Origin of the sequence: Flavobacterium adiutor, assembly GCF_048282555.1 — a bacterium.
Taxonomy (GTDB): Bacteria; Bacteroidota; Bacteroidia; order Flavobacteriales; family Flavobacteriaceae; genus Flavobacterium.
In genome coordinates, this window is record NZ_CP182487.1 from 3,081,506 (window position 1) to 3,102,923 (window position 21,418).

General features: G+C 34.8%; 20 protein-coding genes. 7 read left to right on the forward strand and 13 right to left on the reverse strand.

All coding sequences use genetic code 11. The features are described from left to right. The 3 genes from ACNC7R_RS12865 to ACNC7R_RS12875 form a co-directional block, all read right to left on the reverse strand. The gene (locus ACNC7R_RS12865) at positions 1–1,656 is read right to left on the reverse strand and encodes a peptidase domain-containing ABC transporter (RefSeq protein ID WP_417941481.1); all 1,656 of its coding nucleotides are present in this window, start codon (positions 1,654–1,656) and stop codon (positions 1–3) included. Between the two features lie 96 nt (positions 1,657–1,752). Continuing rightward, positions 1,753–2,079: a hypothetical protein gene (locus tag ACNC7R_RS12870; protein ID WP_417941482.1), complete on the reverse strand. Its 327-nt coding sequence runs from the start codon at positions 2,077–2,079 to the stop codon at positions 1,753–1,755. A 250-nt stretch (positions 2,080–2,329) separates the two neighbouring features. Beyond that, positions 2,330–3,559 (reverse strand): PQQ-dependent sugar dehydrogenase, encoded by a 1,230-nt coding sequence (locus ACNC7R_RS12875; RefSeq protein WP_417941483.1) that lies wholly within the window; start codon positions 3,557–3,559, stop codon positions 2,330–2,332. Positions 3,560–4,226: 667 nt separating this feature from the next. Between ACNC7R_RS12875 and ACNC7R_RS12880 the strand changes: the two genes are divergently transcribed. The 4 genes from ACNC7R_RS12880 to ACNC7R_RS12895 all read left to right on the forward strand — a co-directional run bounded on the left by ACNC7R_RS12880 (position 4,227) and on the right by ACNC7R_RS12895 (position 9,499). Beyond that, positions 4,227–5,735, forward strand: coding sequence for an ankyrin repeat domain-containing protein (locus ACNC7R_RS12880; protein WP_417941484.1), 1,509 nt, complete (start codon positions 4,227–4,229; stop codon positions 5,733–5,735). Positions 5,736–5,786: 51 nt separating this feature from the next. After that, on the forward strand, positions 5,787–6,269 hold the full coding sequence (locus tag ACNC7R_RS12885) for a DUF2271 domain-containing protein (protein ID WP_417941485.1): 483 nt from the start codon (positions 5,787–5,789) through the stop codon (positions 6,267–6,269). 27 nt (positions 6,270–6,296) lie between these two features. Next, the gene (locus ACNC7R_RS12890) at positions 6,297–8,480 is read left to right on the forward strand and encodes a PepSY domain-containing protein (RefSeq protein ID WP_417941486.1); all 2,184 of its coding nucleotides are present in this window, start codon (positions 6,297–6,299) and stop codon (positions 8,478–8,480) included. Between the two features lie 110 nt (positions 8,481–8,590). Next, positions 8,591–9,499, forward strand: coding sequence for an FAD:protein FMN transferase (locus tag ACNC7R_RS12895; RefSeq protein ID WP_417943172.1), 909 nt, complete (start codon positions 8,591–8,593; stop codon positions 9,497–9,499). A 27-nt stretch (positions 9,500–9,526) separates the two neighbouring features. On the opposite strand, the gene ACNC7R_RS12900 is transcribed toward ACNC7R_RS12895, so the two are convergent. The 4 genes from ACNC7R_RS12900 to ACNC7R_RS12915 are packed head-to-tail and all read right to left on the reverse strand — an operon-like array spanning position 9,527 to position 11,060. Beyond that, the gene (locus ACNC7R_RS12900) at positions 9,527–9,691 is read right to left on the reverse strand and encodes a type II toxin-antitoxin system RelE/ParE family toxin (RefSeq protein WP_417941487.1); all 165 of its coding nucleotides are present in this window, start codon (positions 9,689–9,691) and stop codon (positions 9,527–9,529) included. Beyond that, positions 9,652–9,819: a type II toxin-antitoxin system RelE/ParE family toxin gene (locus ACNC7R_RS12905; protein ID WP_417943207.1), complete on the reverse strand. Its 168-nt coding sequence runs from the start codon at positions 9,817–9,819 to the stop codon at positions 9,652–9,654. Before ACNC7R_RS12905 ends, ACNC7R_RS12900 begins: the two co-directional genes overlap by 40 nt. Next, positions 9,812–10,096 carry a type II toxin-antitoxin system ParD family antitoxin gene (locus ACNC7R_RS12910; RefSeq protein ID WP_417941488.1) on the reverse strand — a complete coding sequence of 95 codons (285 nt, stop codon included), beginning with the start codon at positions 10,094–10,096 and terminating at the stop codon, positions 9,812–9,814. The genes ACNC7R_RS12905 and ACNC7R_RS12910 overlap by 8 nt, the downstream gene beginning before the upstream one ends. Further along, a complete protein-coding gene (locus ACNC7R_RS12915) occupies positions 10,029–11,060 on the reverse strand; it encodes a LacI family DNA-binding transcriptional regulator (protein ID WP_417941489.1) in 1,032 nt (343 codons plus the stop codon). Before ACNC7R_RS12915 ends, ACNC7R_RS12910 begins: the two co-directional genes overlap by 68 nt. Before the next feature lie 159 nt (positions 11,061–11,219). Here ACNC7R_RS12915 and ACNC7R_RS12920 point away from each other — a divergent pair, with 159 nt between their 5' ends. Then, the gene (locus tag ACNC7R_RS12920) at positions 11,220–12,050 is read left to right on the forward strand and encodes a polysaccharide deacetylase family protein (RefSeq protein ID WP_417941490.1); all 831 of its coding nucleotides are present in this window, start codon (positions 11,220–11,222) and stop codon (positions 12,048–12,050) included. Positions 12,051–12,119: 69 nt separating this feature from the next. On the opposite strand, the gene ACNC7R_RS12925 is transcribed toward ACNC7R_RS12920, so the two are convergent. Together ACNC7R_RS12925 and ACNC7R_RS12930 are read right to left on the reverse strand one after the other, a co-directional pair. Beyond that, on the reverse strand, positions 12,120–12,578 hold the full coding sequence (locus ACNC7R_RS12925; RefSeq protein ID WP_417941491.1) for a DUF4262 domain-containing protein: 459 nt from the start codon (positions 12,576–12,578) through the stop codon (positions 12,120–12,122). Positions 12,579–12,604: 26 nt separating this feature from the next. After that, positions 12,605–13,093 carry a TlpA family protein disulfide reductase gene (locus tag ACNC7R_RS12930; protein WP_417941492.1) on the reverse strand — a complete coding sequence of 163 codons (489 nt, stop codon included), beginning with the start codon at positions 13,091–13,093 and terminating at the stop codon, positions 12,605–12,607. Positions 13,094–13,359: 266 nt separating this feature from the next. On the opposite strand from ACNC7R_RS12930, the gene ACNC7R_RS12935 reads away from it, so the two are divergent. Further along, positions 13,360–13,812 carry a hypothetical protein gene (locus ACNC7R_RS12935; RefSeq protein ID WP_417941493.1) on the forward strand — a complete coding sequence of 151 codons (453 nt, stop codon included), beginning with the start codon at positions 13,360–13,362 and terminating at the stop codon, positions 13,810–13,812. Between the two features lie 4 nt (positions 13,813–13,816). Beyond that, positions 13,817–14,122: a hypothetical protein gene (locus ACNC7R_RS12940; RefSeq protein WP_417941494.1), complete on the forward strand. Its 306-nt coding sequence runs from the start codon at positions 13,817–13,819 to the stop codon at positions 14,120–14,122. Positions 14,123–14,257: 135 nt separating this feature from the next. Here ACNC7R_RS12940 and ACNC7R_RS12945 read toward each other — a convergent pair whose 3' ends face one another. The 4 genes from ACNC7R_RS12945 to bglX form a co-directional block, all read right to left on the reverse strand. Then, entirely contained in the window at positions 14,258–15,223 is a 966-nt protein-coding gene (locus ACNC7R_RS12945; RefSeq protein ID WP_417941495.1) for a DUF4238 domain-containing protein, read from the reverse strand. A gap of 63 nt (positions 15,224–15,286) precedes the next feature. Next, positions 15,287–16,675 (reverse strand): M20/M25/M40 family metallo-hydrolase, encoded by a 1,389-nt coding sequence (locus ACNC7R_RS12950; RefSeq protein WP_417941496.1) that lies wholly within the window; start codon positions 16,673–16,675, stop codon positions 15,287–15,289. 332 nt (positions 16,676–17,007) lie between these two features. After that, positions 17,008–18,945 carry a family 43 glycosylhydrolase gene (locus tag ACNC7R_RS12955; RefSeq protein ID WP_417941497.1) on the reverse strand — a complete coding sequence of 646 codons (1,938 nt, stop codon included), beginning with the start codon at positions 18,943–18,945 and terminating at the stop codon, positions 17,008–17,010. An 88-nt stretch (positions 18,946–19,033) separates the two neighbouring features. Next, positions 19,034–21,334: a beta-glucosidase BglX gene (gene bglX / locus ACNC7R_RS12960; RefSeq protein ID WP_417941498.1), complete on the reverse strand. Its 2,301-nt coding sequence runs from the start codon at positions 21,332–21,334 to the stop codon at positions 19,034–19,036. Positions 21,335–21,418: the final 84 nt, after the last annotated feature.

Consider the following 21,418-nt stretch of genomic DNA (forward strand, 5'->3'; position numbering starts at 1 on the left):
TTAAAGCTTTATGTCGTTAATAATTTTTCCGTCATCAATTGTTATCATACGGTCACATTTGTTCTTCCAGACATCGCTTTTAGAAGTTACAATTACCGTCCAGTCATTTTCTTCAGAGAGTAAAAAATCGATAATTTTACCAGAAGTCATTTCATCCATTTTATCAACGGGATCTTCAAGAAATAAGATATTAGGCTTGTGCACAATACTTCTGGCTAAAAGAATCTTCTGAATATCTGACGCCGAAAGCTCATTACCTCCCGGATGCACCTGATGTTCCAGTCCGTTCGGGAATGTTTTAATATCGGGTGTCAGGCAGACATTGTCTAAAGCCCATTTAAGATCATCATTATTCAAGGTTTCGTTTCCAAAAAGAATGTTTTCCCGAATAGTTCCGGCAAAAAGTGTATCTCCTTGTAAATAAGTTCCCGCCTGTGCCCTGTAGGTATCTTCGTTGAGACGGTTCATATAATTATCAGTTACATATATCGCACCGCTTTCTGGTTCAAGAAGTCCTGACAATAAACGAAGTAAAGTACTCTTTCCTGCTCCGTTTGTCCCTCTCAAAATGATCTTTTCGCCCTGATTTATTTTCAGATTGATATTTTTAAGCGACTTTTTATTGTGATTTGGATAATTATACCCTATACTTTCAGTTTCAATATTAATCCCTGTTTCAGTAATAGCAGATGTCACTGGAATACATGAAGTTTCCATATCAGTCACCTGTCCGATTTTCTCCAGAGAAGTTAGCACATCATAAAAAGATTCCAGTCCGAAGATGATTTTCTCAACCGAATTAATAAGTAAAACAATTACGATTTCAGCTGCCACAAACTGCCCTATGTTCATTTGATTGTGAATTACCAGAAAACCACCAATAGATAAAAGGGCAGCTGTAACAATGACTTTAAAAATAATTAGCTGAATGTATTGTTTTTTCATAACCTGAAAATGCTTTTCACGATAATTAAGGTATTTACTTACATATTCATCGTTTCTTTCCAGCGCATATTCAAAACCTCCTTTTTTCCGAAAACTATCACGATTACGTGCAATTTCCTGAAGCCAGGCCGCTACTTTATACTTAAATTTTGATTCGTTCAGACTCGTTTCAAGTCCGTCTTTGTATGAAAATTTAAAAATAACATATAAAATTACGATAAACAAAAGACCGATTACGGTAAAGAAAGAATGGTACAAAACCAATAATATGATTCCGAGACCCACCTGTAAAAAAGCAGTACAAAAATCTAGTAAAAGTTTTGCAGTTCCTTTTTGCACCGTCAAGGTATCGAAAAAACGATTGGCTTTTTCCGGAGCATATTCTGAATACATCTCCTTAAATTTAATCAAGGGCATTTTGTAGGCAAATTCAAATGAAGACCGTACAAAAATTCGTTGCTGCAGATTTTCAACTATCCGAAGCTGTAAGATGGTCAGGACTCCTCCGAAACCAACTCCTATTGTAACCAAAATTACAAGTACAATCCAGGAAACACTTAATTGTCCGCTCTGGATAAAATTAATAATTGCCTGAATACCTAAAGGCAGTGAAAGATTTACTAATCCTGCAAAAGCTGCATAAAAAATGATTTGATATACATCGCGTTTGTCAAGATGAAGCAGATTGTAAAAACGTTTTAATGGTGTCATGAATTTATATAATAAATACGATTTTAATGAATGCAATGTACGGTAAAAACCACAGTAAAAATGCCAGATTGCTCCAACATATACAAAATTAAGTATTTATATTATAAACCGGGGAGGAGGTAAATGAATTTTACCATGAAAACCAAATGAAAATATCTGATTATCAATATATTTTTTCCTTTTTAAACTAATCTGAAAGTACAAAACAGACAATGACGTATTTAATGGAATCAAATAATCTAATAAAGGAACTCCTTTTGCCATTTTAGTAGCCTTCGTTTCTTTTGTCCCGTAATCATCCAGTTCCTCAGAGATTCCGTCACATTTGAATATTTTTTTAAGAAAATTACAAGCCATACCTTTAACGGTAACAGTTTCTGCATTATCAGCTATAATGTGTTCAAAACTATTTGATATATTCATACTGCTGATTAGAAAATAGCCGATTAGCAACGCCTGAAGGCATTTACAAAAGATACTATTTTTAATTCTGCTCAACATTTTCCTTTTCTTAATAAGGCGCAAGTTAGGACGAAATTTTATGGTCAACATTAAAATAACATTAGAATTGAATATCTTTCTGTTATTTTTTTCTTAATAAGGTTCCAAAAAAAAGCCGGAAGATTGTCTCCCAGCTATTACTATTTTCAGATAAAAAATCTGCTGAAATTCTTTATTTTTTATCGATTTTATACAGTCTTCCACCATCTGTAACAGCATACAAAGCTCCGTCATTTCCCTGGGTAATATCTCTAAATCGCTGACCTTCGCTAACCAAAAGTCTTTCTTCACCAATAACACGATTGTCTTTAATGGCAAGACGTATAATGTGCTGACCACTCAATGCACCTATAAACAAGCTGTTCTCCCATTCTGGTACACGATGACCTTTATAAAATGTCATTCCGCTCGGCGACACAACCGGATCCCAGTAATAAACAGGCTGTTCCATACCCTCTTTTTTCTGAATTCCTTCACCTATCTTCTGTCCGCCATACTCAATTCCGTAAGTAATAACAGGCCATCCGTAGTTACTGCCCGCTTTTAATCGGTTAATTTCATCGCCTCCGCGTGGTCCATGTTCGCTCAGCCAGATTTCACCAGTATCTGGATGAAGTGCCAGACCCTGCGGATTTCTGTGTCCAATACTATACAACTCTGGCAAAGCTCCTGGTTGATTAAAATTTGGATTGCCTGAGGCTGGCTGTCCGTCTTTAGTTATACGGATTACTTTTCCTAAGGCAGCTGTAACTGACTGAGCAAAAGGTCTGGTTTCTAAAACAGAACGTTCTCCTGTACTAACGATAAGGTTTCCGGTTTTATCAAAAAGAATACGTCCACCATAATGAAGATCACTTGGATTTGCCGGATTTGCACGATAAATCACTGTAGCGCCTTCGATTGTTTTTTCATCATTTGATAATTTTCCTTTGGCAACTGCTGTTCTATTTCCTCCTGTTCCTGCTTCAGCAAAGACCCAGTAAATCATACGGTTCGATGCAAAATCAGGATCAAGACATAAGCCTAATAGACCACCCTGATTTGACGGATTTACGGTCGGCAAACCTGTAATTGCCGCACTTACTTCTCCGGTGACTTTTACAATTCGTAAAGTTCCTTTTGTTTTCTCTGTAACCAGAAGCCTGCCGTCAGGAAGACTTTTGATACCCCACGGACTTGTTAATCCTGAAGTGATAATTTTTGCTTCATACGCTGTATTAGTCTGAAGCCCGCCAATTCGGGTTTGACCTTCAAAAGCAGGGGTATAAGCTGTGTTGGGTGAATTATTCTCAACCGGACTTGTTGGAGTACCGGGATCACTCGATGCTTTGTCATCATTTGAGCAGCTCATTAATGTGAATACTGACATCGAAAGACTGATCATGTAGCTTGTATTTTTCATTTCAATTTGGGATTTAAATTCAAAAATTAAATTCAAAAATCTAAAAATTAAACTAGAAAAAATTATAGAATTTGTCTTATTAATTATATAATTCTACATTATGAAACGTAAAATAAATTATTATTAAGTCGTTGGTTGTAATTAGTTTTGATGATCATTTTTTGTGAGTTAATTTTAATTAGAAAATGGTAAAAGAACAGAAAAATTATCATTAAAATTGGTCCTACATGCATTTTGTTACGTTTCCCTCAGCCAAAAACACTTGAACTGACGCTTTTAGTAATAACAAAAGCAATAACAATATCAAATTTCATTGATGTTCATTATCTTTAAAAACTTTCTCTTAGCTAAGAGCCTGTTTAGATTTTATCTAATTGCTTTTTACGGCTTATTTTCCGCTATATTTCGTTAAATTTACTCAAAAATAAGTCTATTATTCTTTCAAAATTTGCCTCATCTATCGAAAAATAATCTCATAAAAATCTAAATATTTAAATTTTAAACAGGCTCTAAAATAAACATTGGTATTTTATTATTTATTTTTATATTTGCCTTATTTTTATTTATTCTAAATAACTAAGAAGTTCAGCAAATTTTAAACCTTTTGAGTTTTAAAGTATCTAAAAAATCATTTCGATAACTTTTGCCCAAAAACATTTACCATTTTATGAAAAATAATTTACTTGTTTCTTTTGCATTTGCGGTTACGTTATTTGTAGATGCTCAGCAAAAAAATACTTTACTAGATCAGTCTTTCTGGAAAACGACACCCAATATTGAAGCTGTAAAGGCTGAAATAGCAAAAGGAAACAGTCCGTCTGCCTCAACATCAAATGCTTTTGATCCAGTTGTAATGGCGATCAATAATGATGCTCCAACAGAAACTATAAAATTCTTATTGGAACAGCCAGGAAATGAAATAAACAAGCCAACACACGATAACAGAATTTATCTTCACTGGGCTTCAGGAAAAGGAAATGCTGAAATTGTAAAATATCTGATCGCTAAAGGATCTGATGTCAACTTAGAGGACAGCCACGGTGCGTTCCCTGTAACGGCAGCAGCCAGCAGCGGTCAAAACAATCCTGAAATTTATGAAGCTTTTTTTAAAGCCGGAATAGATCCTAAGAAAAAATACCAAAATGGTGCTAACTTATTATTATTGGCCATTTCATCTGATAAAGAATTAAAAGCTGCTGAATACTTTACTACGAAAGGAATGTCTTTAAAAGATATTGACAGCGAAGGCAATACAGCCTTTACTTATGCTGCAAGATCCGGAAATATAGCATTATTGAAAAAACTTATTGAAAAAGGAGTTAAGCCAAATGATAATGCACTTTTTACTGCTGCACAAGGAAGCCGTAGAGAAAGCAATACAATCGAAACCTACAAATATCTGGTTGAAGAAGTAAAAATCAAACCAACTGCAATAAATAATTCAGGGCAAAATGTTTTGCATCTTTTGGCAGGAAAACCAAACCAGATAGAAATTATCAACTATTTCATAAGCAAAGGCGTTGATCCCAATAAAGCAGATAAAGAAGGAACAACTCCGTTAATGGCTGCTGCTGCTGCAAGAGAAACCTCTGCTCTGGAACTTTTCATTACTACAACAAAAAATGTAAACCTTCAAAATTTAAAAGGAGAATCTGCCTTGACAAATGCAGTAAAATACGGAACACCTGAAGCTGTAAGTTTGCTTTTAGCCAAAGGTGCCGATGTAAATGTAAAAGACAAAGACGGTAATAATTTAGGTGTTTATCTTGTTCAGTCTTATCGTCCGCAAATGATGGGGCGAGGTAACGATAACGCTAACGCAAAACAAGATCCTTTTGCGAGCAAAATAAAATTATTACAGGATAAAGGATTAAACTTAGCCACTCCTCAAAAAGACGGAAATACATTATACCATGTGGCCATTATCAAAAATGATTTAGCACTGCTTAAAAAAATGGCTGACTTAAACATCGACATCAATGCCAAAAACAAAGACGGATTAACAGCTCTTCATAAAGCTGCAATGGTTGCTAAAGATGATACAATCCTGAAATATCTTTTATCTATTGGTGCAAAAAAAGAAATTATCACTGAATTTGACGAAAATGCTTATGCTCTTGCAAAAGAAAATGAGTCACTTACAAAAAATAATATTTCAGTTGAATTTTTAAAGTAACCCTAGTACAATTCACAATTTTAAATTCCAAATAAAACAAATCAATTTCAAATGAAAACTATTATTAAATCTGCTCTTACGGGTGTCCTTATATGTCTTGTTTCTTTTACCTTAAATGCACAGACCTCAAAATATAAATGTATGCTTCAAATGTCAAACTACATGGGAGAAGGAGCTTATATTGTAGTTTCGCTTATCAATGCCAAAGGAGAGTATGAAAAAACGCTTTATGTAATGGGTGACGATAAAAAATGGTATAAATCACTGAAAGAATGGAACAAATTTCATACTAAAAAAACTGAAGATATCAGTGCCAAAACTGGTGCTTCTGTTACCGGTGGAGACCGCAGTATTACTTCTATAGAAATTGAAGATTCTAAAATTAACAAAGGCTATAAATTACGTTTTGAATCGGCTGTTGAAGATCAGAAATATTACGTGAACGATCTTGAAATTCCGCTTACCACTGAAGCTCTTGCTGAAAAAACAGAAGGAAAAGGGTACATCAGATACGTAAGATTGAACAAAATATAATCTGATTATTTCTCTACAATACACGCAATGACTTTATCTTTCTGGCGTTACGCTCACCTTTCCCTGGCCTTATTTTCTTCCGTATTTTTAATTTTGGCTTCGGTAACCGGAATCATTCTGGCAATCGATGCAGCTCAGGAAAAAACATTACCATACAAAGCAACGCATTTTGACCAGATCACTTTAGGGGAAGCACTGCCAGTATTAAGAGAAATATATCCTGAAATTACAGAGTTGAGTATCGATTACAACCAGTTTGTAACCCTACAGGCAATCGACGAAAATGGAGATGAAATCAATGCTTACATAGATCCTAAAACCGGTAAAATATTAGGTACGCCTGAGAAAAAAAGTGAATTTATTCAATGGATTACAGGCTTTCATCGCTCTTTGTTTCTTCATGAAGCTGGACGAATTTTTGTGGGTGTAATCTCTTTTTGCCTGTTACTAATATCAATTTCGGGTTTCGTACTTGTTTTAAAAAGACAGCGCGGAATCCGAAATTTCTTTTCTAAAGTCATTAAAGAATATTTTGCGCAGTACTATCATGTCATTTTGGGACGACTGGCTTTGATTCCGATTTTGATTATTGCACTTACCGGAGTTTATCTTTCACTTGAAAGATTCCATTTTTTTATGGGTGATGAAAAAACAAAACCTGTAAAAACTGAAGTATCAGAAGAAGCCAAAAAAACTTCCATATTCAAAAACACCTTTCTTTCTGACATAAAAAAAATCGAATTCCCTTTTTCGGATGATCCGGAAGAATACTACATCATCGAATTAAAAGACCGTGAAATTGAAGTAAATCAGGTTACAGGAGTCGTTGTTTCAGAAAAACGTTTTCCCGGTGCCCTTAAGTTATCAGCATTAAGTCTTGATCTTCATACGGGAAGAATAAATGCGGTCTGGGCTATAATTTTAGCTTTAGCCTGTATTAATATTCTATTCTTTATTTATTCGGGATTTGCAATTACTTTAAAACGACGATCCAGCCGGATAAAAAACAAATATAAAGCTCACGAAAGCACCATCATTCTTTTAGTTGGTTCTGAAAACGGAAGTACTTTCAGGTTTGCCAATGCAATTCTGAAACAACTAACCGATCAGGGACACAAAGCTTTTGTATCCGAATTAAACCGGTTTTCTGTTTATCCTAAAGCAGAGCATATTATTGTGTTTTCTTCAACACATGGCTTAGGTGACGCCCCATCAAACGGAACGCAGTTTAAATCGCTTTTGCACAAGCAGCATCAACAACAGAAAATCAATTTTTCTGTTGTTGGCTTTGGTTCAGAATCGTATCCTGACTTTTGCAGATTTGCAATCGAAATCGATCAGCTTTTAGAAACCCAAAATTGGGCTGAACGCTTTCTGGAACTTCAGACTGTTAATGATAAGTCGGCTGTTGAGTTTGTAAACTGGGTGAAGTTATGGAGCAAAAAAACAGGAATTCCATTAGCTGTTACTCCGTCTTTATACAATCATGTTCCTAAAGGACTGCAAAAACTCATGGTTTTAGACAAAACAGCTATTTCTAAAACCGAACATACTTTTATCTTAACCTTACGTGCCAATATGCGCACTAAATTCAGCTCTGGAGATTTACTGGCTATTTATCCCGCTAATGATTCCCGTGAACGCCTCTACTCTATCGGAAATCATTCCGGAAACATTCAGTTAGTTGTCAAACTGCATCCTCACGGATTAGGTTCGGGATTTTTAAATAATCTTGAAGCAGGAAATACATTTAAAGCCCGAATCATAACCAACAAGGCTTTTCATTTTCCAGCCAAAGCTCCAAAAGTAGCTATGATCTCCAACGGAACCGGGATTGCTCCTTTTCTTGGGATGATTGAGCAAAACAAGAAGAAAACGGAAATCCATTTATACTGTGGTTTTAGAATGGAAACCGAAACGATTTCCCGTTATAAAAAGTTTTCAGATGAAATGATTGAGAAACATAAACTTACGAGTTTTCATCTGGCGCTTTCGCGTGAAGCGGAACATATTTACGTGATGGATCTGATAAAACGTGATGCAGCCTTTTTTGTTGATTTATTAAAGCAAGGGGGCTTCATCATGATTTGCGGTTCTCTAGCCATGCAAAAAGACGTTGAAGAAATTCTGAATGAAATATGTTTAGTGAACAGCATTAAAAATCTTTACGATTATAAGAAAAACGGACAACTGCTAACAGATTGTTATTAATATTTTTATACCAAGTGAAATCATCTCATTATAAAATATTGCTTCTTTTTATCCTCATTTCAAGTATTTCTGGGCATTCGCAGGTGTTGCGTAAAAGAACGACTTTGCTAATGGGTGGCCGTTTTGATATTAGCATTGTTGCTCATGATTCTCTGACAGCAGAACAAAATATTAATGAAGTAATAGCAGAAATCAGCCGCATTGAAAACCTGATTTCAGACTGGAAACCAGATTCACAGGTTTCTGAAGTGAATCAAAATGCGGGAATTAAACCCGTAAAAGTAGATCGTGAAGTTTTTGAATTGACACAACGAGCAATCGAGTTATCTAAAAAAACCAGTGGGGCTTTTGATGTCAGTTTTGCTGCCTTAGACCGTGTTTGGAAATTTGACGGATCCATGACCGAAATGCCTTCGGCGGAAGCCATAAAAAAATCGGTAGAGAAAGTGGGGTATAAAAATATTGTTTTAGACAGTGTAAACTCCACCATTTTTCTTAAACTAAAAGGAATGAAAATTGGCTTTGGTGCTTTGGGAGAGGGATACGCAACAGATAAATGCCGGAGCATGATGATCGCTAAAGGCATAAAAGCCGGAATCATAAACGGATCCGGTGACATGAGCACCTGGGGAAAGCAACCGAACGGAGAAGACTGGAAAATCGGAATTACGAACCCATTTAAACCTGAAAAAATTTTGGCTATTGTTCCTTTGAATAACGGTGCTGTAACCACATCAGGCAATTATGAAAAATATGTAGTTTTTAACGGTAAACGATATTCGCACATCATCAATCCGGCAACTGGATATCCGGCAACTGGTCTGTGCAGTGTTACTGTTTTTGGTCCTAAAGCAGAAACTGCAAATGGTTTTAGTACCTCATTAATGGTTCTCGGAAAAAAAACCGGAATGGATTTTATTGATCAATATCCTGATTATAGCTGTATCATGATTACAGATGATGGCAAAATTATTAAATCTAAGAATTTTAAGATTTCTAAATTTAAAGCCAAATTGTAACGATCTTAATGGACTATTATAATTTTTTTATAGTTTGCTTTTCAAATCCATCATTCCGTGAAGAATTCTTTCGAATTCTATTTCAATCTTTGATATAATTGAGTAAAAGACAATATGCTCGCCTGATTTAAAACCTAATATTCCTTTTGTAATTATATCATAATTCCTTCCAAGTTGTGGATTATTTGCCAAATCACGCAGGTTAATAAAAGCAAACCGTAATAGTTTTCAGCTTGCATTTCAGACCAAACTTCAATTGTATAATCCCAAATTTCAGATAAATCCTCAACAGCTTTATTTGTCAAATAGTATTTAGCCATTTGATTTTTTTCTTGCTTTTAAAACTTCAAGATACTTTTTAGCATCAAAGTCTACTGCACGTCCACTATCAATTCCCTCATTTATTGCTTTTCTTAAAGCAATTATTCTGTTTTCTTCATCTTCTAAAAGACGCAGACCCGCTCTGACAACTTCACTTACATTATTGAATCTTCCATTATTAACACTATTTTTTTTGAACCTCTCCAAACTACCTCCTAGCCGAAGACTCCCTTGCCAAAACCTCAGTATTAAGAAAAGTAATTTCCTTAACCTCATCACCTTTAGCTTTTTTTAGATTTTTAATGATAATATCAGCCGCGGCCTTGCCCATTTTTTCAGCCGGATGCGTTATCGTTGATAAAGGTGGATCAATAATTTGAGAAATAGGGTCATTATTAAAACCAATAACAGCAACATCTTCCGGAACTTTAATCCCTCGCTTTTTAGCCGTCTGAACGGCACTTACGGCAATAATATCCCCAGCCGCAAATATACCATCGGGAATTGGGTTTAAATCAAACAATTTATTGCTTGCCATTACTCCTTCTTCATAAGTAACCGATTTTAAATTCACAATCAGCTCTTCATCCACAGGCAAATTATGATCTTTTAAAGCTTCAATATAACCTCTTCTCCTTTCATTATATAAATTACCAAATTCAGATCCGGCAGTTAAATGCGCGATTCGGAGGCAGCCCTGCTCTATAAGATGTTTGGTCGCTTTATAACCTGCCGAATAATTATCGATGATAACCCTGAAAGTATTGAAATCCTTAGGAACCCTGTCAACAAAAACAAGTGGAATATTATTATTCGAAAATTGCAAAAAATGTGACGTATCCCTGGTTTCCATAGCCAATGAACAAATAACACCGCTTACACGATTGCTGTACAAAGACTTCGCCATATTTGCTTCTTCTTCAGCTGAGTCATGAGATTGCATAATGATTACTGTATAACCGGATTTTTGAGCAGCAATTTCGATACCGCTGATTAATGAAGATAAAAAAGGCTGGGTAACTGTCGGAATCAAAACGCCTATAGTTTTGGTTTTATTTCCACGTAAGCCTGCTGCTAAAGTATTAGGTACAAAACCCATTTCTTCTGCAGTTTTTTTTACTTTCTTTATTGTTGTATCGCTAATCGTATGATGATCCTGTAAAGCCCTGGAAATTGTTGAAGTTGCTAAATTTAATTTTTTAGCAATATCGTATATCGTTACATGTTTATTTTCTTCCATGAAATAAATAATAAAATGAGTGTAAATATAGCTATTTTCTATTTGAAGTAATCTTCCAAAAAACAAAGAAATAAAACCATACTTTTTTATATTTTTTCTTGAGTTTTTTTATATATTTCCGATAAAACTATTGAAAACAACTAAACAATCTATACCTCGATGACCAATTTTCTTTTTAAACTCGTAAACACAAACCTCAAAAGCATAATAGTTACTGTATTTGTTTTTATTCTTTCAGCCGACGTTTTTGCCCAGGAACAAAACAGAAACTGGAATGGTAAAAAATGTGCTGTTGTCCTGACGTATGATGATGCTTTAAATATCCATCTTGACAAGGTGATTCCGATGCTTAATTCGTATCAGTTTAAAGGAACGTTTTACCTGATAGGTTCTTCACCTGTTGTTTCCCAGAGAATCGAAGAATGGAGAACTGCTGCCAAACAAGGACATGAACTTGGGAATCATACTTTAAACCATCCATGCAACGGAAATTTACCCGGAAGAGGATTTGTAACATCTGAAACTGATTTGTCGAAATATACCGTTGCCAGAGCGGTTAAAGAAACCCAAATTACCAATACCTTGCTTAAAGCTATTGACGGCCAAAACGAGCGCACTTTCGCCTATCCTTGCGGAGATTTGACCATTAAAGATACATTGTACTATAATTTCTTAAAAAACGATTTTGTTGCTGCCAGAGGGGTTGCAGCCGGTTATTTAAACAAGAAGGAAGTTGATCTTTCTAATGTAAATTCCTTTGTTCAAAACGGAAGTACAGCCGAACAAATGATAGCACAGATCGAAGAGGCCGAAAAAAAAGGCTCTTTTATTGTTTTTCTGTTCCATGGTGTAGGCGGTGAACATGGTCTGAATATTGATTTAGAAGAACACCGAAAACTACTGGACTATTTAAAGAAAAGAAAAAAAGATATTTGGGTTGCGACAATGGTGGATGTGGCAAAATACATTAAAGAACAAAAAGGGAATTAAATTAAAAACAATTAGTCATTTTCTTGATGTACACATTTCAGTTACTGTTTTAATCATATAATTGTAATTCTAAATGTAGAATTCTCCAACTATTTTTTGGTCATATTCGTAATTACTTTCATTTGGAAATTTTCCATTTAAGTCAGGAAAAACTAATTGCAAATACTTATAATCCCGGTTTTCATAAAATTTAATTGATGTGAGAACATACTCTGTCAAGTCTTTATTATTTAATTTTATAAAGTATACAGGAAATTTCTCTGTTAAATTATATATTCTTTTATTTAATGGAATTTCACCGAATTTATATTTTTCTGCATAATTTTTAATGATTTCTCCAGATAGGTTTGGTTCAAGTCCGGAAATAAATAATTCAGGTATTTTAAAATTTTCAAATATTCCTGTAGAATATGCAAAAGGAGTGAAGTTTTTTTCTTCCATTATTGCGGTTGTATGATAGCCAATGCTTTTTATATTATCATACACCTGATTAAAATATATTTTCTTTTTATCCTCGCTTTCTTTCATTTTACTAGCTCATATTTGCGAACAAATTATTGCGTCAACAATTCTTTTATCAGTTCATTTAACTTGTTGCCATGGATATTTTTAGCCAGAATAATTCCGTTTTTGTCCAGTAAAACATTAAATGGCAACGCTTGTACCATATAATCAGTTGCTGCTGCAGAGCTCCAGTATTTTAAGTCGCTTACCTGTGTCCACGGAAGTTTTAGTTTTGTTATTACTCCTGTCCAAACCGGCTTTTTTGTATCTAAGGAAACGCCATAAATATCTAATTTTCCGGAATATGTGTTGTATAATTTTAATAATTCAGGCTGTTCTTTAATACAAGGTCCGCACCACGAAGCCCAAAAGTCAACTAATACTAATCCACCTCTTAAAGAGGAAAGGGCTACCTTTTCTCCTTTTGTATCCGGAAGATCAATTTCAGGAGCTATATCTCCCACTTCAAGACCAACAACTTGTGCTTTAACGACAATCACAGAAAAAAACAGCAATACGGCAACAAATAATTTCTTCATAATTAATATTCAATTTATAGAATTCTGATTTATTTTCCCAGACAAATATAAATAACAACACGTAACTTTTTAAATAAAAATTGAGTATTATTCTATTATAAAATAACTGTCATTTTATTTGGCAGCTATTTTTTTTATTATTTACTTTGTATTTCAAAGTACTTTATTGAATGTTACTCGTAATAATATTATATACTTAATATTAGGTTTTCTATTTATTAAAAAACTTTGAATTTCAAAGAACTTTTAAAATAACACAAAAAAATATGAAAGACTATCTGATCGAAAAACTTTACGAATGCTCAAAAGTTCCTTATCAAAAATTCTTTAAAAGAAACAAACCATGGGAAGTTGACAAAGCAACGCTCCTGAACTATCCGGAAGGCAGTTTAGGATTTGGCTTAGGAAACTTTCTTGATAAAAATCATTTTGATATGCAGCCCAAATTAGAAGATCATGATGTCATTCATGTTCTGACCAATACCGGAATTTCAGTTACTGATGAAATCGGGATGCAGTATTATCTTTTGGGAAACGGAAAGAGAAGTTTGTATTTGTTTTTGGTAATCTTTTCAGGTACTCCCTTCTACCCTAAACAGATTCGGTATTTTATTGAACAATACAAAAGAGGTAAAAAAGCACATCCTTTTTATTATCTGAATTTTTCAAATATGCTTTCTGTACCTGTCAAAACGATTCAACACATTTTTAATATTTAAACTTATGCAAACTATCCATAAAAAACTTTCTGAGGAAACCCAGACTATTGAATTGGTAATTGGAACTTTTATAATCAGTACTGTCTTATTTGCGTTATATATGTTTACCAACAAAAACGCTAATGTTCTGGTGTTTGCGTTTCCGTTTGTTGTTTCAGTTTTACTCCTAAACGGAATCATGCTTTTTCATCTGATAGACCGTTTTATAAAACTATATAATGACCGAAGAGATATTGCTGTTAAGATTTTGCTGCTGTTGAGTAATATTCCTATTGGGTATTTGTATTATGTTGTTGCTATGAAATTGTGATTGTTGAAAAATAAAAAGCTATAATTACAACATTGCACCGCTTCTCTTAAATTACGAATTACTGAACTGCATAATTTCACTAATGCGCAAGCTGCGGGAACTTACCACAAAATTTAAAATTGCGAAAAATGGGAATTAATGGCTAGCTCCTTCCCTTTTGAGTTCATGATAATATTTCAAGTAATCTTCAAAATTTTTGAACTGAGATTGTAAATGCATTATTCCAAAAGTTCCTGAATGCATTTTGTCTAATAGGTTTAGATTTTTAAAGTGATTATAATTTCCAATAACGGTTTCCAGTTGATTTCGATTCTCTGAAGCAATAAATCTCTTAGATTGATGAAGAATAAGAATATTGATATTAACAAGTGCTATTGAGTCAAAAAAGTCTGGTGATTCATCAGATAAGATTAGAACTTTATCTTTAGAAAGAGGAAAAATCAATTCTTCAAATATGTTATCAATACGAAAATCCTTGTTGTTTATAAGAAAAGGATTGTCGCCTGTGATTAATCTTGCTTGGTCATTAGTCAAATCAATAACTTTCCATTTATCGAAAAGCTTCTTTGATTCTTCAATGCTTCCATTGGTAAGTGGGATAATGTGTTTAAACATTTTTTGAGTTTCAGGATCATTCAAAATCTTGTTTATTATTTCGGGAATTTCTTCATCTTTCAGTTGCTTTCCGTTTTTTGAAACTTGAAAATGCTTATTACTAAATCCTTCTTTTTTTATTAATTCGATATATTTTTCATGCGTTTCTGGTGAACGCCAATAAAGCTGACTTAGGAAATGTAATATTTCAACTTTGTCAACGGCGGAGAATTCATAGTTCAATATATTTTTAAATCTAGAAAATAAGGGAGCAACTCTTGTGTCGCTCGGAGTAAACATTTTTTCTTCAAAACTGAACAGAACTTTTCCGTCTTGTCTGAAGTTGTTTAAGTGATTTTTATAGAATTTACTACTAGGATTTTGTTTTTCCAGAATCTCATTTTTTATTTTATCATAAACGAATAGTTGTTGATTTTCGTCAGCAAAACCATTTAGGTAAAATACAGGTAAGTAATGATGTTTTGTTGAAGACTTATTTGTTTCCATTTAAAAGTAAATTCTATTGAGATGTTGTCAACAACTAATCTCTTATTTATGATTTTTATTAAATCAATTACCCCCCGGCAAAACAATCCCTCCCTGATCAATCAAATAAAGCAAGGTAGTCATAGTCGCTGCACCAAGTTCTAATTCCCTCTTATTAATGGCGTCAAACTTATCATTTGCAGCGTGATGATAATCAAAATAGCGCTGTGAATCCGGTTTTAAACCTGCTTTAACAATTGCCTTAGAGGTTAAATGACCAATATCTGAACCTGCATGGCCAATGGTGAAACTATGTACTAAATAAGGTTCAAAGAAAGGTGCGAATCCCTGAATCTTTTTCAAATTAGCATCATCAGCTTCTATTGAAAACCCTCTTGGTGTGAATCCTCCTGAGTCACTTTCTAAAGCAAAAATATGGTTTTCGTTCTTTTGTTTTGAAACTTCTTCGTATTTCGCTCCTCCTTTTCCGCCGTTTTCTTCGTTCATAAATAAAACAACACGAATTGTGTTTTTAGGTTTGTAATTGAAACTTTTAAGAATACGAACCACTTCCATGCTTTGCACCACTCCTGCTCCGTCATCGTGAGAGCCGTCTGCCAGATCCCAGGAATCCAAATGACCACCCACAACCATAATGTTTTCTGGTGTTACCGTTCCTGTCAATTCTCCGATTACGTTGTACGAAAGAACATCAGGCAAAGTCTCGCAGGATTGTTTGAAATAAAATTTTAAAGCTGGATTATTTTTTAAAGTAGCACTTAATAATTCAGCTCCGTTTGTACTGATTGCTGCTGTCGGAATATATTGTTCTTTTGGTAAATCGCCATAACTCTGCGCTCCTGTATGTGGAAAATCATCTAAACGTAGGTTCATTGAACGAACAATAGTTCCTACGGCTCCCAATTTAGCCGCTTCTTTGGCTCCGGCAAATCGCTGATCGACACAGGCTCCGTATGATTTAAAAGTTTCAATATTTTCAGGATTCATTGGTCTGTTAAAAAACACAATTTTTCCTTTTACTTTATCGCCTAACGTTTTTAATTCTTCAATACCCTGTACTTCTATTACTTCAGCGGTTAGTCCTGTTTTTGGGGTTGCAACAGAGCCTCCCAAAGCACAAATTGGTACTACGGTTTTTACTTTTCCGTCTAAAATAAATGCTGTTTCTTTTTCGCCACGTACCCAATGTGGCACCATCACTTCCTGAAGATACACTTTATCAAGACCTAAACTTTCTAATTGTATTTTGGTATAATTAATAGCTAACTGAGCATTTTGAGAACCTGATAATCGTGCTCCGATATCGTTGGACAAATACTCTAACCAGGTATAACATTTGGAATCAGTTAGAGCTTTTTTGTAGAATAATTTAATATTTTTTTCATCATTTGATTGTGCAAAAGATAACAATCCGCTTAAAATTGAAACGGTCAAAAGAATTGTTTTTTTCATGTTTTTGTAGGTTATGGCGTTATGGTACATTACCGTCAGTTCGATTTTATTTAAAAAGTGCGATAGTTTTTTATAAATAAATTGTATCTAGAACCTTAGTATTAAAAAGCTTCTCGATACATTTTTTTAATTATAAAGCTATCGCATTATTATTAAAAACCACTCGAAGTGACGAATGGAATCATTGAGTAATAACATCTGACTCCTTTCACAAAGAAACAAAAATTCTTCAGAACTGTCAGATTTTCTCCTTAGCCTTTTCATAAAAAAAACTCTGATTTACAAATTCTTCAATTTGCAGTCAGAGCTTTTATAAATTCGTTAAAAAAAAATTATTCTACTTCGATAATCTTATTTTTTGCACCAATTCCATTTTCGTTAAACGGCTCGATTGTAAAGTAATATTTTGTGTCTTTATCCAAACCTCTTAAATCATACGAGCTTTCGTCATATATCATTATCGTGTTGTATAATTTATCAGGAGCGATTCCGTAATAAATATTGTATCCAATTGCATCATTTTGTTTTTTCCACGAAATTATAGCGTTTCGTGAATCAGCTTTATTTCTGTTTATTTTAAAAGAAGCAACTGCTTTTGGCTTTGCTGCTAATCCGTTTCCGAAAACCCTGAAATCTGAAATTGCAAACAATCCTGAAGCGTTATGAATGTTTTCCATTTTAATGTAACGCGCCTTAATTGATTTTGTCAATTCCAGATAATCGTGTGGTGCATCTTTGTCATTTTTGGATTTATCGACAACTAAAATCCAGTTTATACCATCATCAGACATGAAAATTTTATACTGGTAATAGATATCCATTGCTTTATTGAACTGCGTTGCTTTATGATCTGCGTAATTAATCTGTAAGGCTTTTATTTCCATTGGTCTTCCCAAATCCATTTGAATCCATTCCCCCGGATTACTGGTTTTAGCAGACCAATACGTCTGAATATTTTCATCCGTTAAATTTTCAGGCCCGTAACAGAATTTCTCATAGACTTTTTTTCCGCCGTTATCCATTCGGTGTGTTTCGACTTCCATACATTCTTCCGAAGAAGAAACTGTCACCGGCTTTTTGTAGGAAAGCAGCATCCATCCTGATGAAGCGCCTTTTGTCTGGTCACGCGGGCTTGTTGGCAATACAATGGGGAAATCGCCGTAAGCTGTGATCGAATACATCACATCATCTTTATCAAATCCGGCAGGGAACATATCAATACGTCGTTCAAAACGATCTTTTATGGAAATTTTACAGGTTCCTGTATTCCAGTAATTTCCGTAATGGTCTGCAAAAGTATTTCCGTGTCCCGCACCAATTACAAATCCGCCCGGTTTATATGACATCGGATTGTGTTTTTGATAGGTAAAAGGTCCCAGTGGATTGTCTCCTACATGAACTCCATTGGCATAACCCTTAAATTCAGTTGCCGGCGCGCCATACTGCATATAATATTTTCCATTGTGTTTGGTCATCCAGGCACCTTCGATAAAATTTCCCCAGGGTGCAGGTTCCATATCATTGTTGGGCCCAAAACGTTCCCAGCCATGAGCTGATGGATTCAGAATCGCTACTTCTTTAATCTGACCATACCGTTTTTGAATATCTTCAACCTCGGTCGCTTTGTATAATGTTGCATAATCAGCCTGATTGCCTTTTGGAAGCCAGGTGTTGTAATCAATCTCAACACCTACGAGAGGCAGTTTTCCGCTTGAACCGTAATACATGTAGACTTTTTTATCATCATCCTGAAAAATCGCCGGATCCCAGGTTGGAAGCATGGCTTTATTAACATGACGAGTCCATCTGCCTGATTTAGGGTTGGCTGTTTTCCAGACAGGATGATCTCTTTTCCAGGTTGAACCTACATAAAACAAAGTATCGTTTACCACCCAGGCTGCAGGAGCGCACTGATCATCATCGCCCGGCTGTCTCTGGAAACTTCCATAAACAAAATTCCAGTCGGACAGGTCTTTACTCCAAAAGAAACCCGCCTGATTCGTGGCAAATAAATAATAATCGCCTTTGTAGGTAATAATTACCGGATCAGCACTTGAACGTCGGGATTCGGGAATTCCATTGTGATTGTAGGTTGTGTAATTATAACCGATATTAATTGGATTACAATACGTTGTTGCAGGTCTTGAAGGATCGAACCATTCTGTTTTACCAAATTCATTCTGTGCAGATGCATTACTATTAATCCCTAATTGTAAAAGCAAAAACATAATGGAATAAATAATCTTGATCTTTTTATCTTTTATGAACATATATTAAGTGTGTTTAAACCGGCATCTTTATTATAAAAAAAGCCCTTCGTATAACCAGTACAAAGGGCAATCACTAATAACAAACCAACTATTTAGTTAACTCAAAACTAACTTTCTTATCGGCAGTCGAATTTCCTCCTACGAAAACATCAAACTGTCCTGGCTCTGCTATGAATTGTAAATCAGAATTATAAAATTTTAAATCCTCAACAGTAATCTCAAAACTTACTGTTTGTTTTTCTCCTTTTTTAAGTGTTATTTTTTGGAAACCTTTTAGTTCTCTAACCGGTCTTGTTACCGAACCAACCAAATCCCTGATGTATAACTGAACAGTTTCTTTTCCGTCAAAATCGCCGGTATTTGTTACATCAACCGTTACTTTTAGTTTTTCGCTGAAATTCATTTTATCAGCAGAAATTTTCAGATTTGAATAATCAAAAGTGGTGTAGCTCAACCCAAATCCGAATGGGAATAAAGGTTCATTTCTTTCGTCAATATAATTTGATCTGAATTTTTCAAACTTCCCTTCTGTATTCGAAAGCGGTCTCCCTGTGTTTTTATGTGCATAATAAATCGGCACCTGCCCCACGCTTCTAGGGAAGGTCGTTGTCAATTTTCCCGAAGGATTTACATCTCCAAATAAAACATCTGCAATAGCATGACCCGCTTCACTTCCTGCAAACCAAACATTTAAAATAGCAGGAACCGTTGCGTTTTCATCATTTAAAACCAAAGGACGTCCGTCAAATAAAACCAATACGACAGGTTTTCCGGTTTTTAGCAAAACCTTTAGTAAATCTTTTTGAGATTGCGGAATTTCGAGATTAGTTCGGCTGCTGGATTCTCCGCTCATTTCTGCAGACTCTCCCAAAGCAGCTACAATTACATCGGATTGTTCAGCCACTTTTAAAGCTTCTGCAATTAATTCTTCTTTAGGACGAGGATCACGATTTAAAGTTTTACCAAACATTGTGGCATTCGTTTCAAAAGTTTCATCGTAATCTAAATTGCTTCCTTTTGCATAAAGTACTTTTACAGACTTTCCTCCTACATCCTGAATTCCCTCAAGCAGCGAAATGCATTTTTCTCCAACAGTTGCTACACTCCAGGTTCCTGACATATTGTTTCGGGCATCAGCCAATGGTCCGATTAAGCCTATTGTACCCGATTTTTTAAGTGGTAACAACTGATTTTGATTTTTAAATAAAACTAAAGACTGCGCTGCAATTTCACGGGCTTCTTTTCGGCTGTCTGCCGTGAAAATTTCTGTTTTGGCTCTTTTCTCATCACAGTATTTGTAAGGATCGTGGAATAATCCTAAATCGTATTTCGCTTCTAAAATTAATCTTACAGCATTGTCTATTGTTTCAATTTTTACTTTTCCTTCATCTAAAGATTTTTTCAAAGTTCCTAAAAAACCTTCTCCAACCATATCCATTTCAACACCAGCATTCATAGCCAGTGCAGAAACATCCTGAAGATTTCCCATACCGTGTTCGATCATTTCAGGAATACCTGTAAAATCTGTTACTACAAATCCTTTGAACCCCCATTGTTTTCTCAAAACATCTGTCATTAACCATTTGTTTCCAGTTGCAGGAATTCCATCAACTTCGTTGAAAGAAGCCATTACAGACCCTACACCAACATCAACAGCTGCTTTGTATGGAGGGAAATAATCATTAAACATTCTGATATGACTCATATCTACCGTGTTGTAATCACGTCCTGCTTCTGGAGCTCCGTATAATGCGAAGTGTTTCACACAGGCTAAAATTGAGTTATTTTTAGAAAGATCACGCTGTTGGTAACCATTTACCATTGCCTTTGCAATCTGGCTCCCTAAATATGGGTCTTCTCCTGAACCTTCAGAAATCCTTCCCCATCTTGGATCACGAGAAATGTCAACCATTGGAGAGAATGTCCAGTTAATTCCATCTGCACTAGCTTCTTTGGCAGCAATTTGAGCGCTTCTTTCGATTAAGCCCATATCCCAGGTACAAGACAATCCCAACGGAATCGGGAATGTTGTTTCATAACCATGAATTACGTCCATTCCAAAAAGTAATGGAATTTTCAAACGGCTTTTTTCAACTGCAATTTTCTGTACTTCTTTGATTTTTTGAACCGATTTTATATTGAATAAGCCGCCAACCTTACCTTCAGCGATATTTTTTGCAACGTTTGAACTATTTGCTTGTCCTGTTGTAATATCCCCTGAAGTTGGCAAATTTAACTGACCCAATTTCTCGTCTAAAGTCATTTTTGACATTAACTCCGCCACAAATTCAGACTTTGGTTTAATTTTCGCTGTCTTTTTAGGTGTCTTTTTTTGAGCAAATCCCAAAACAGCACATCCTAAAAAAAGTAAGACTAATTTGTTTTTCATGTGTATTTAATATTTATTTTAAATCAGAACATAGAATTGCTTTTCTTCTATAGTTTTTATTTGAATCAAAGCAGTTTCATTGTA

Excerpts from the sequence above, each read along its gene's own strand:
- ACNC7R_RS12865 (WP_417941481.1), bottom strand. The coding sequence starts at position 1,656 with ATGACACCATTAAAACGTTTTTACAATCTGCTTCATCTTGACAAACGC.
- ACNC7R_RS12870 (WP_417941482.1), bottom strand. The coding sequence starts at position 2,079 with ATGAATATATCAAATAGTTTTGAACACATTATAGCTGATAATGCAGAA.
- ACNC7R_RS12875 (WP_417941483.1), bottom strand. The coding sequence starts at position 3,559 with ATGAAAAATACAAGCTACATGATCAGTCTTTCGATGTCAGTATTCACA.
- ACNC7R_RS12880 (WP_417941484.1), top strand. The coding sequence starts at position 4,227 with ATGAAAAATAATTTACTTGTTTCTTTTGCATTTGCGGTTACGTTATTT.
- ACNC7R_RS12885 (WP_417941485.1), top strand. The coding sequence starts at position 5,787 with ATGAAAACTATTATTAAATCTGCTCTTACGGGTGTCCTTATATGTCTT.
- ACNC7R_RS12890 (WP_417941486.1), top strand. The coding sequence starts at position 6,297 with ATGACTTTATCTTTCTGGCGTTACGCTCACCTTTCCCTGGCCTTATTT.
- ACNC7R_RS12895 (WP_417943172.1), top strand. The coding sequence starts at position 8,591 with ATGGGTGGCCGTTTTGATATTAGCATTGTTGCTCATGATTCTCTGACA.
- ACNC7R_RS12905 (WP_417943207.1), bottom strand. The coding sequence starts at position 9,819 with ATGGCTAAATACTATTTGACAAATAAAGCTGTTGAGGATTTATCTGAA.
- ACNC7R_RS12910 (WP_417941488.1), bottom strand. The coding sequence starts at position 10,096 with ATGAGGTTAAGGAAATTACTTTTCTTAATACTGAGGTTTTGGCAAGGG.
- ACNC7R_RS12915 (WP_417941489.1), bottom strand. The coding sequence starts at position 11,060 with ATGGAAGAAAATAAACATGTAACGATATACGATATTGCTAAAAAATTA.
- ACNC7R_RS12920 (WP_417941490.1), top strand. The coding sequence starts at position 11,220 with ATGACCAATTTTCTTTTTAAACTCGTAAACACAAACCTCAAAAGCATA.
- ACNC7R_RS12925 (WP_417941491.1), bottom strand. The coding sequence starts at position 12,578 with ATGAAAGAAAGCGAGGATAAAAAGAAAATATATTTTAATCAGGTGTAT.
- ACNC7R_RS12930 (WP_417941492.1), bottom strand. The coding sequence starts at position 13,093 with ATGAAGAAATTATTTGTTGCCGTATTGCTGTTTTTTTCTGTGATTGTC.
- ACNC7R_RS12935 (WP_417941493.1), top strand. The coding sequence starts at position 13,360 with ATGAAAGACTATCTGATCGAAAAACTTTACGAATGCTCAAAAGTTCCT.
- ACNC7R_RS12940 (WP_417941494.1), top strand. The coding sequence starts at position 13,817 with ATGCAAACTATCCATAAAAAACTTTCTGAGGAAACCCAGACTATTGAA.
- ACNC7R_RS12945 (WP_417941495.1), bottom strand. The coding sequence starts at position 15,223 with ATGGAAACAAATAAGTCTTCAACAAAACATCATTACTTACCTGTATTT.
- ACNC7R_RS12950 (WP_417941496.1), bottom strand. The coding sequence starts at position 16,675 with ATGAAAAAAACAATTCTTTTGACCGTTTCAATTTTAAGCGGATTGTTA.
- ACNC7R_RS12955 (WP_417941497.1), bottom strand. The coding sequence starts at position 18,945 with ATGTTCATAAAAGATAAAAAGATCAAGATTATTTATTCCATTATGTTT.
- bglX (WP_417941498.1), bottom strand. The coding sequence starts at position 21,334 with ATGAAAAACAAATTAGTCTTACTTTTTTTAGGATGTGCTGTTTTGGGA.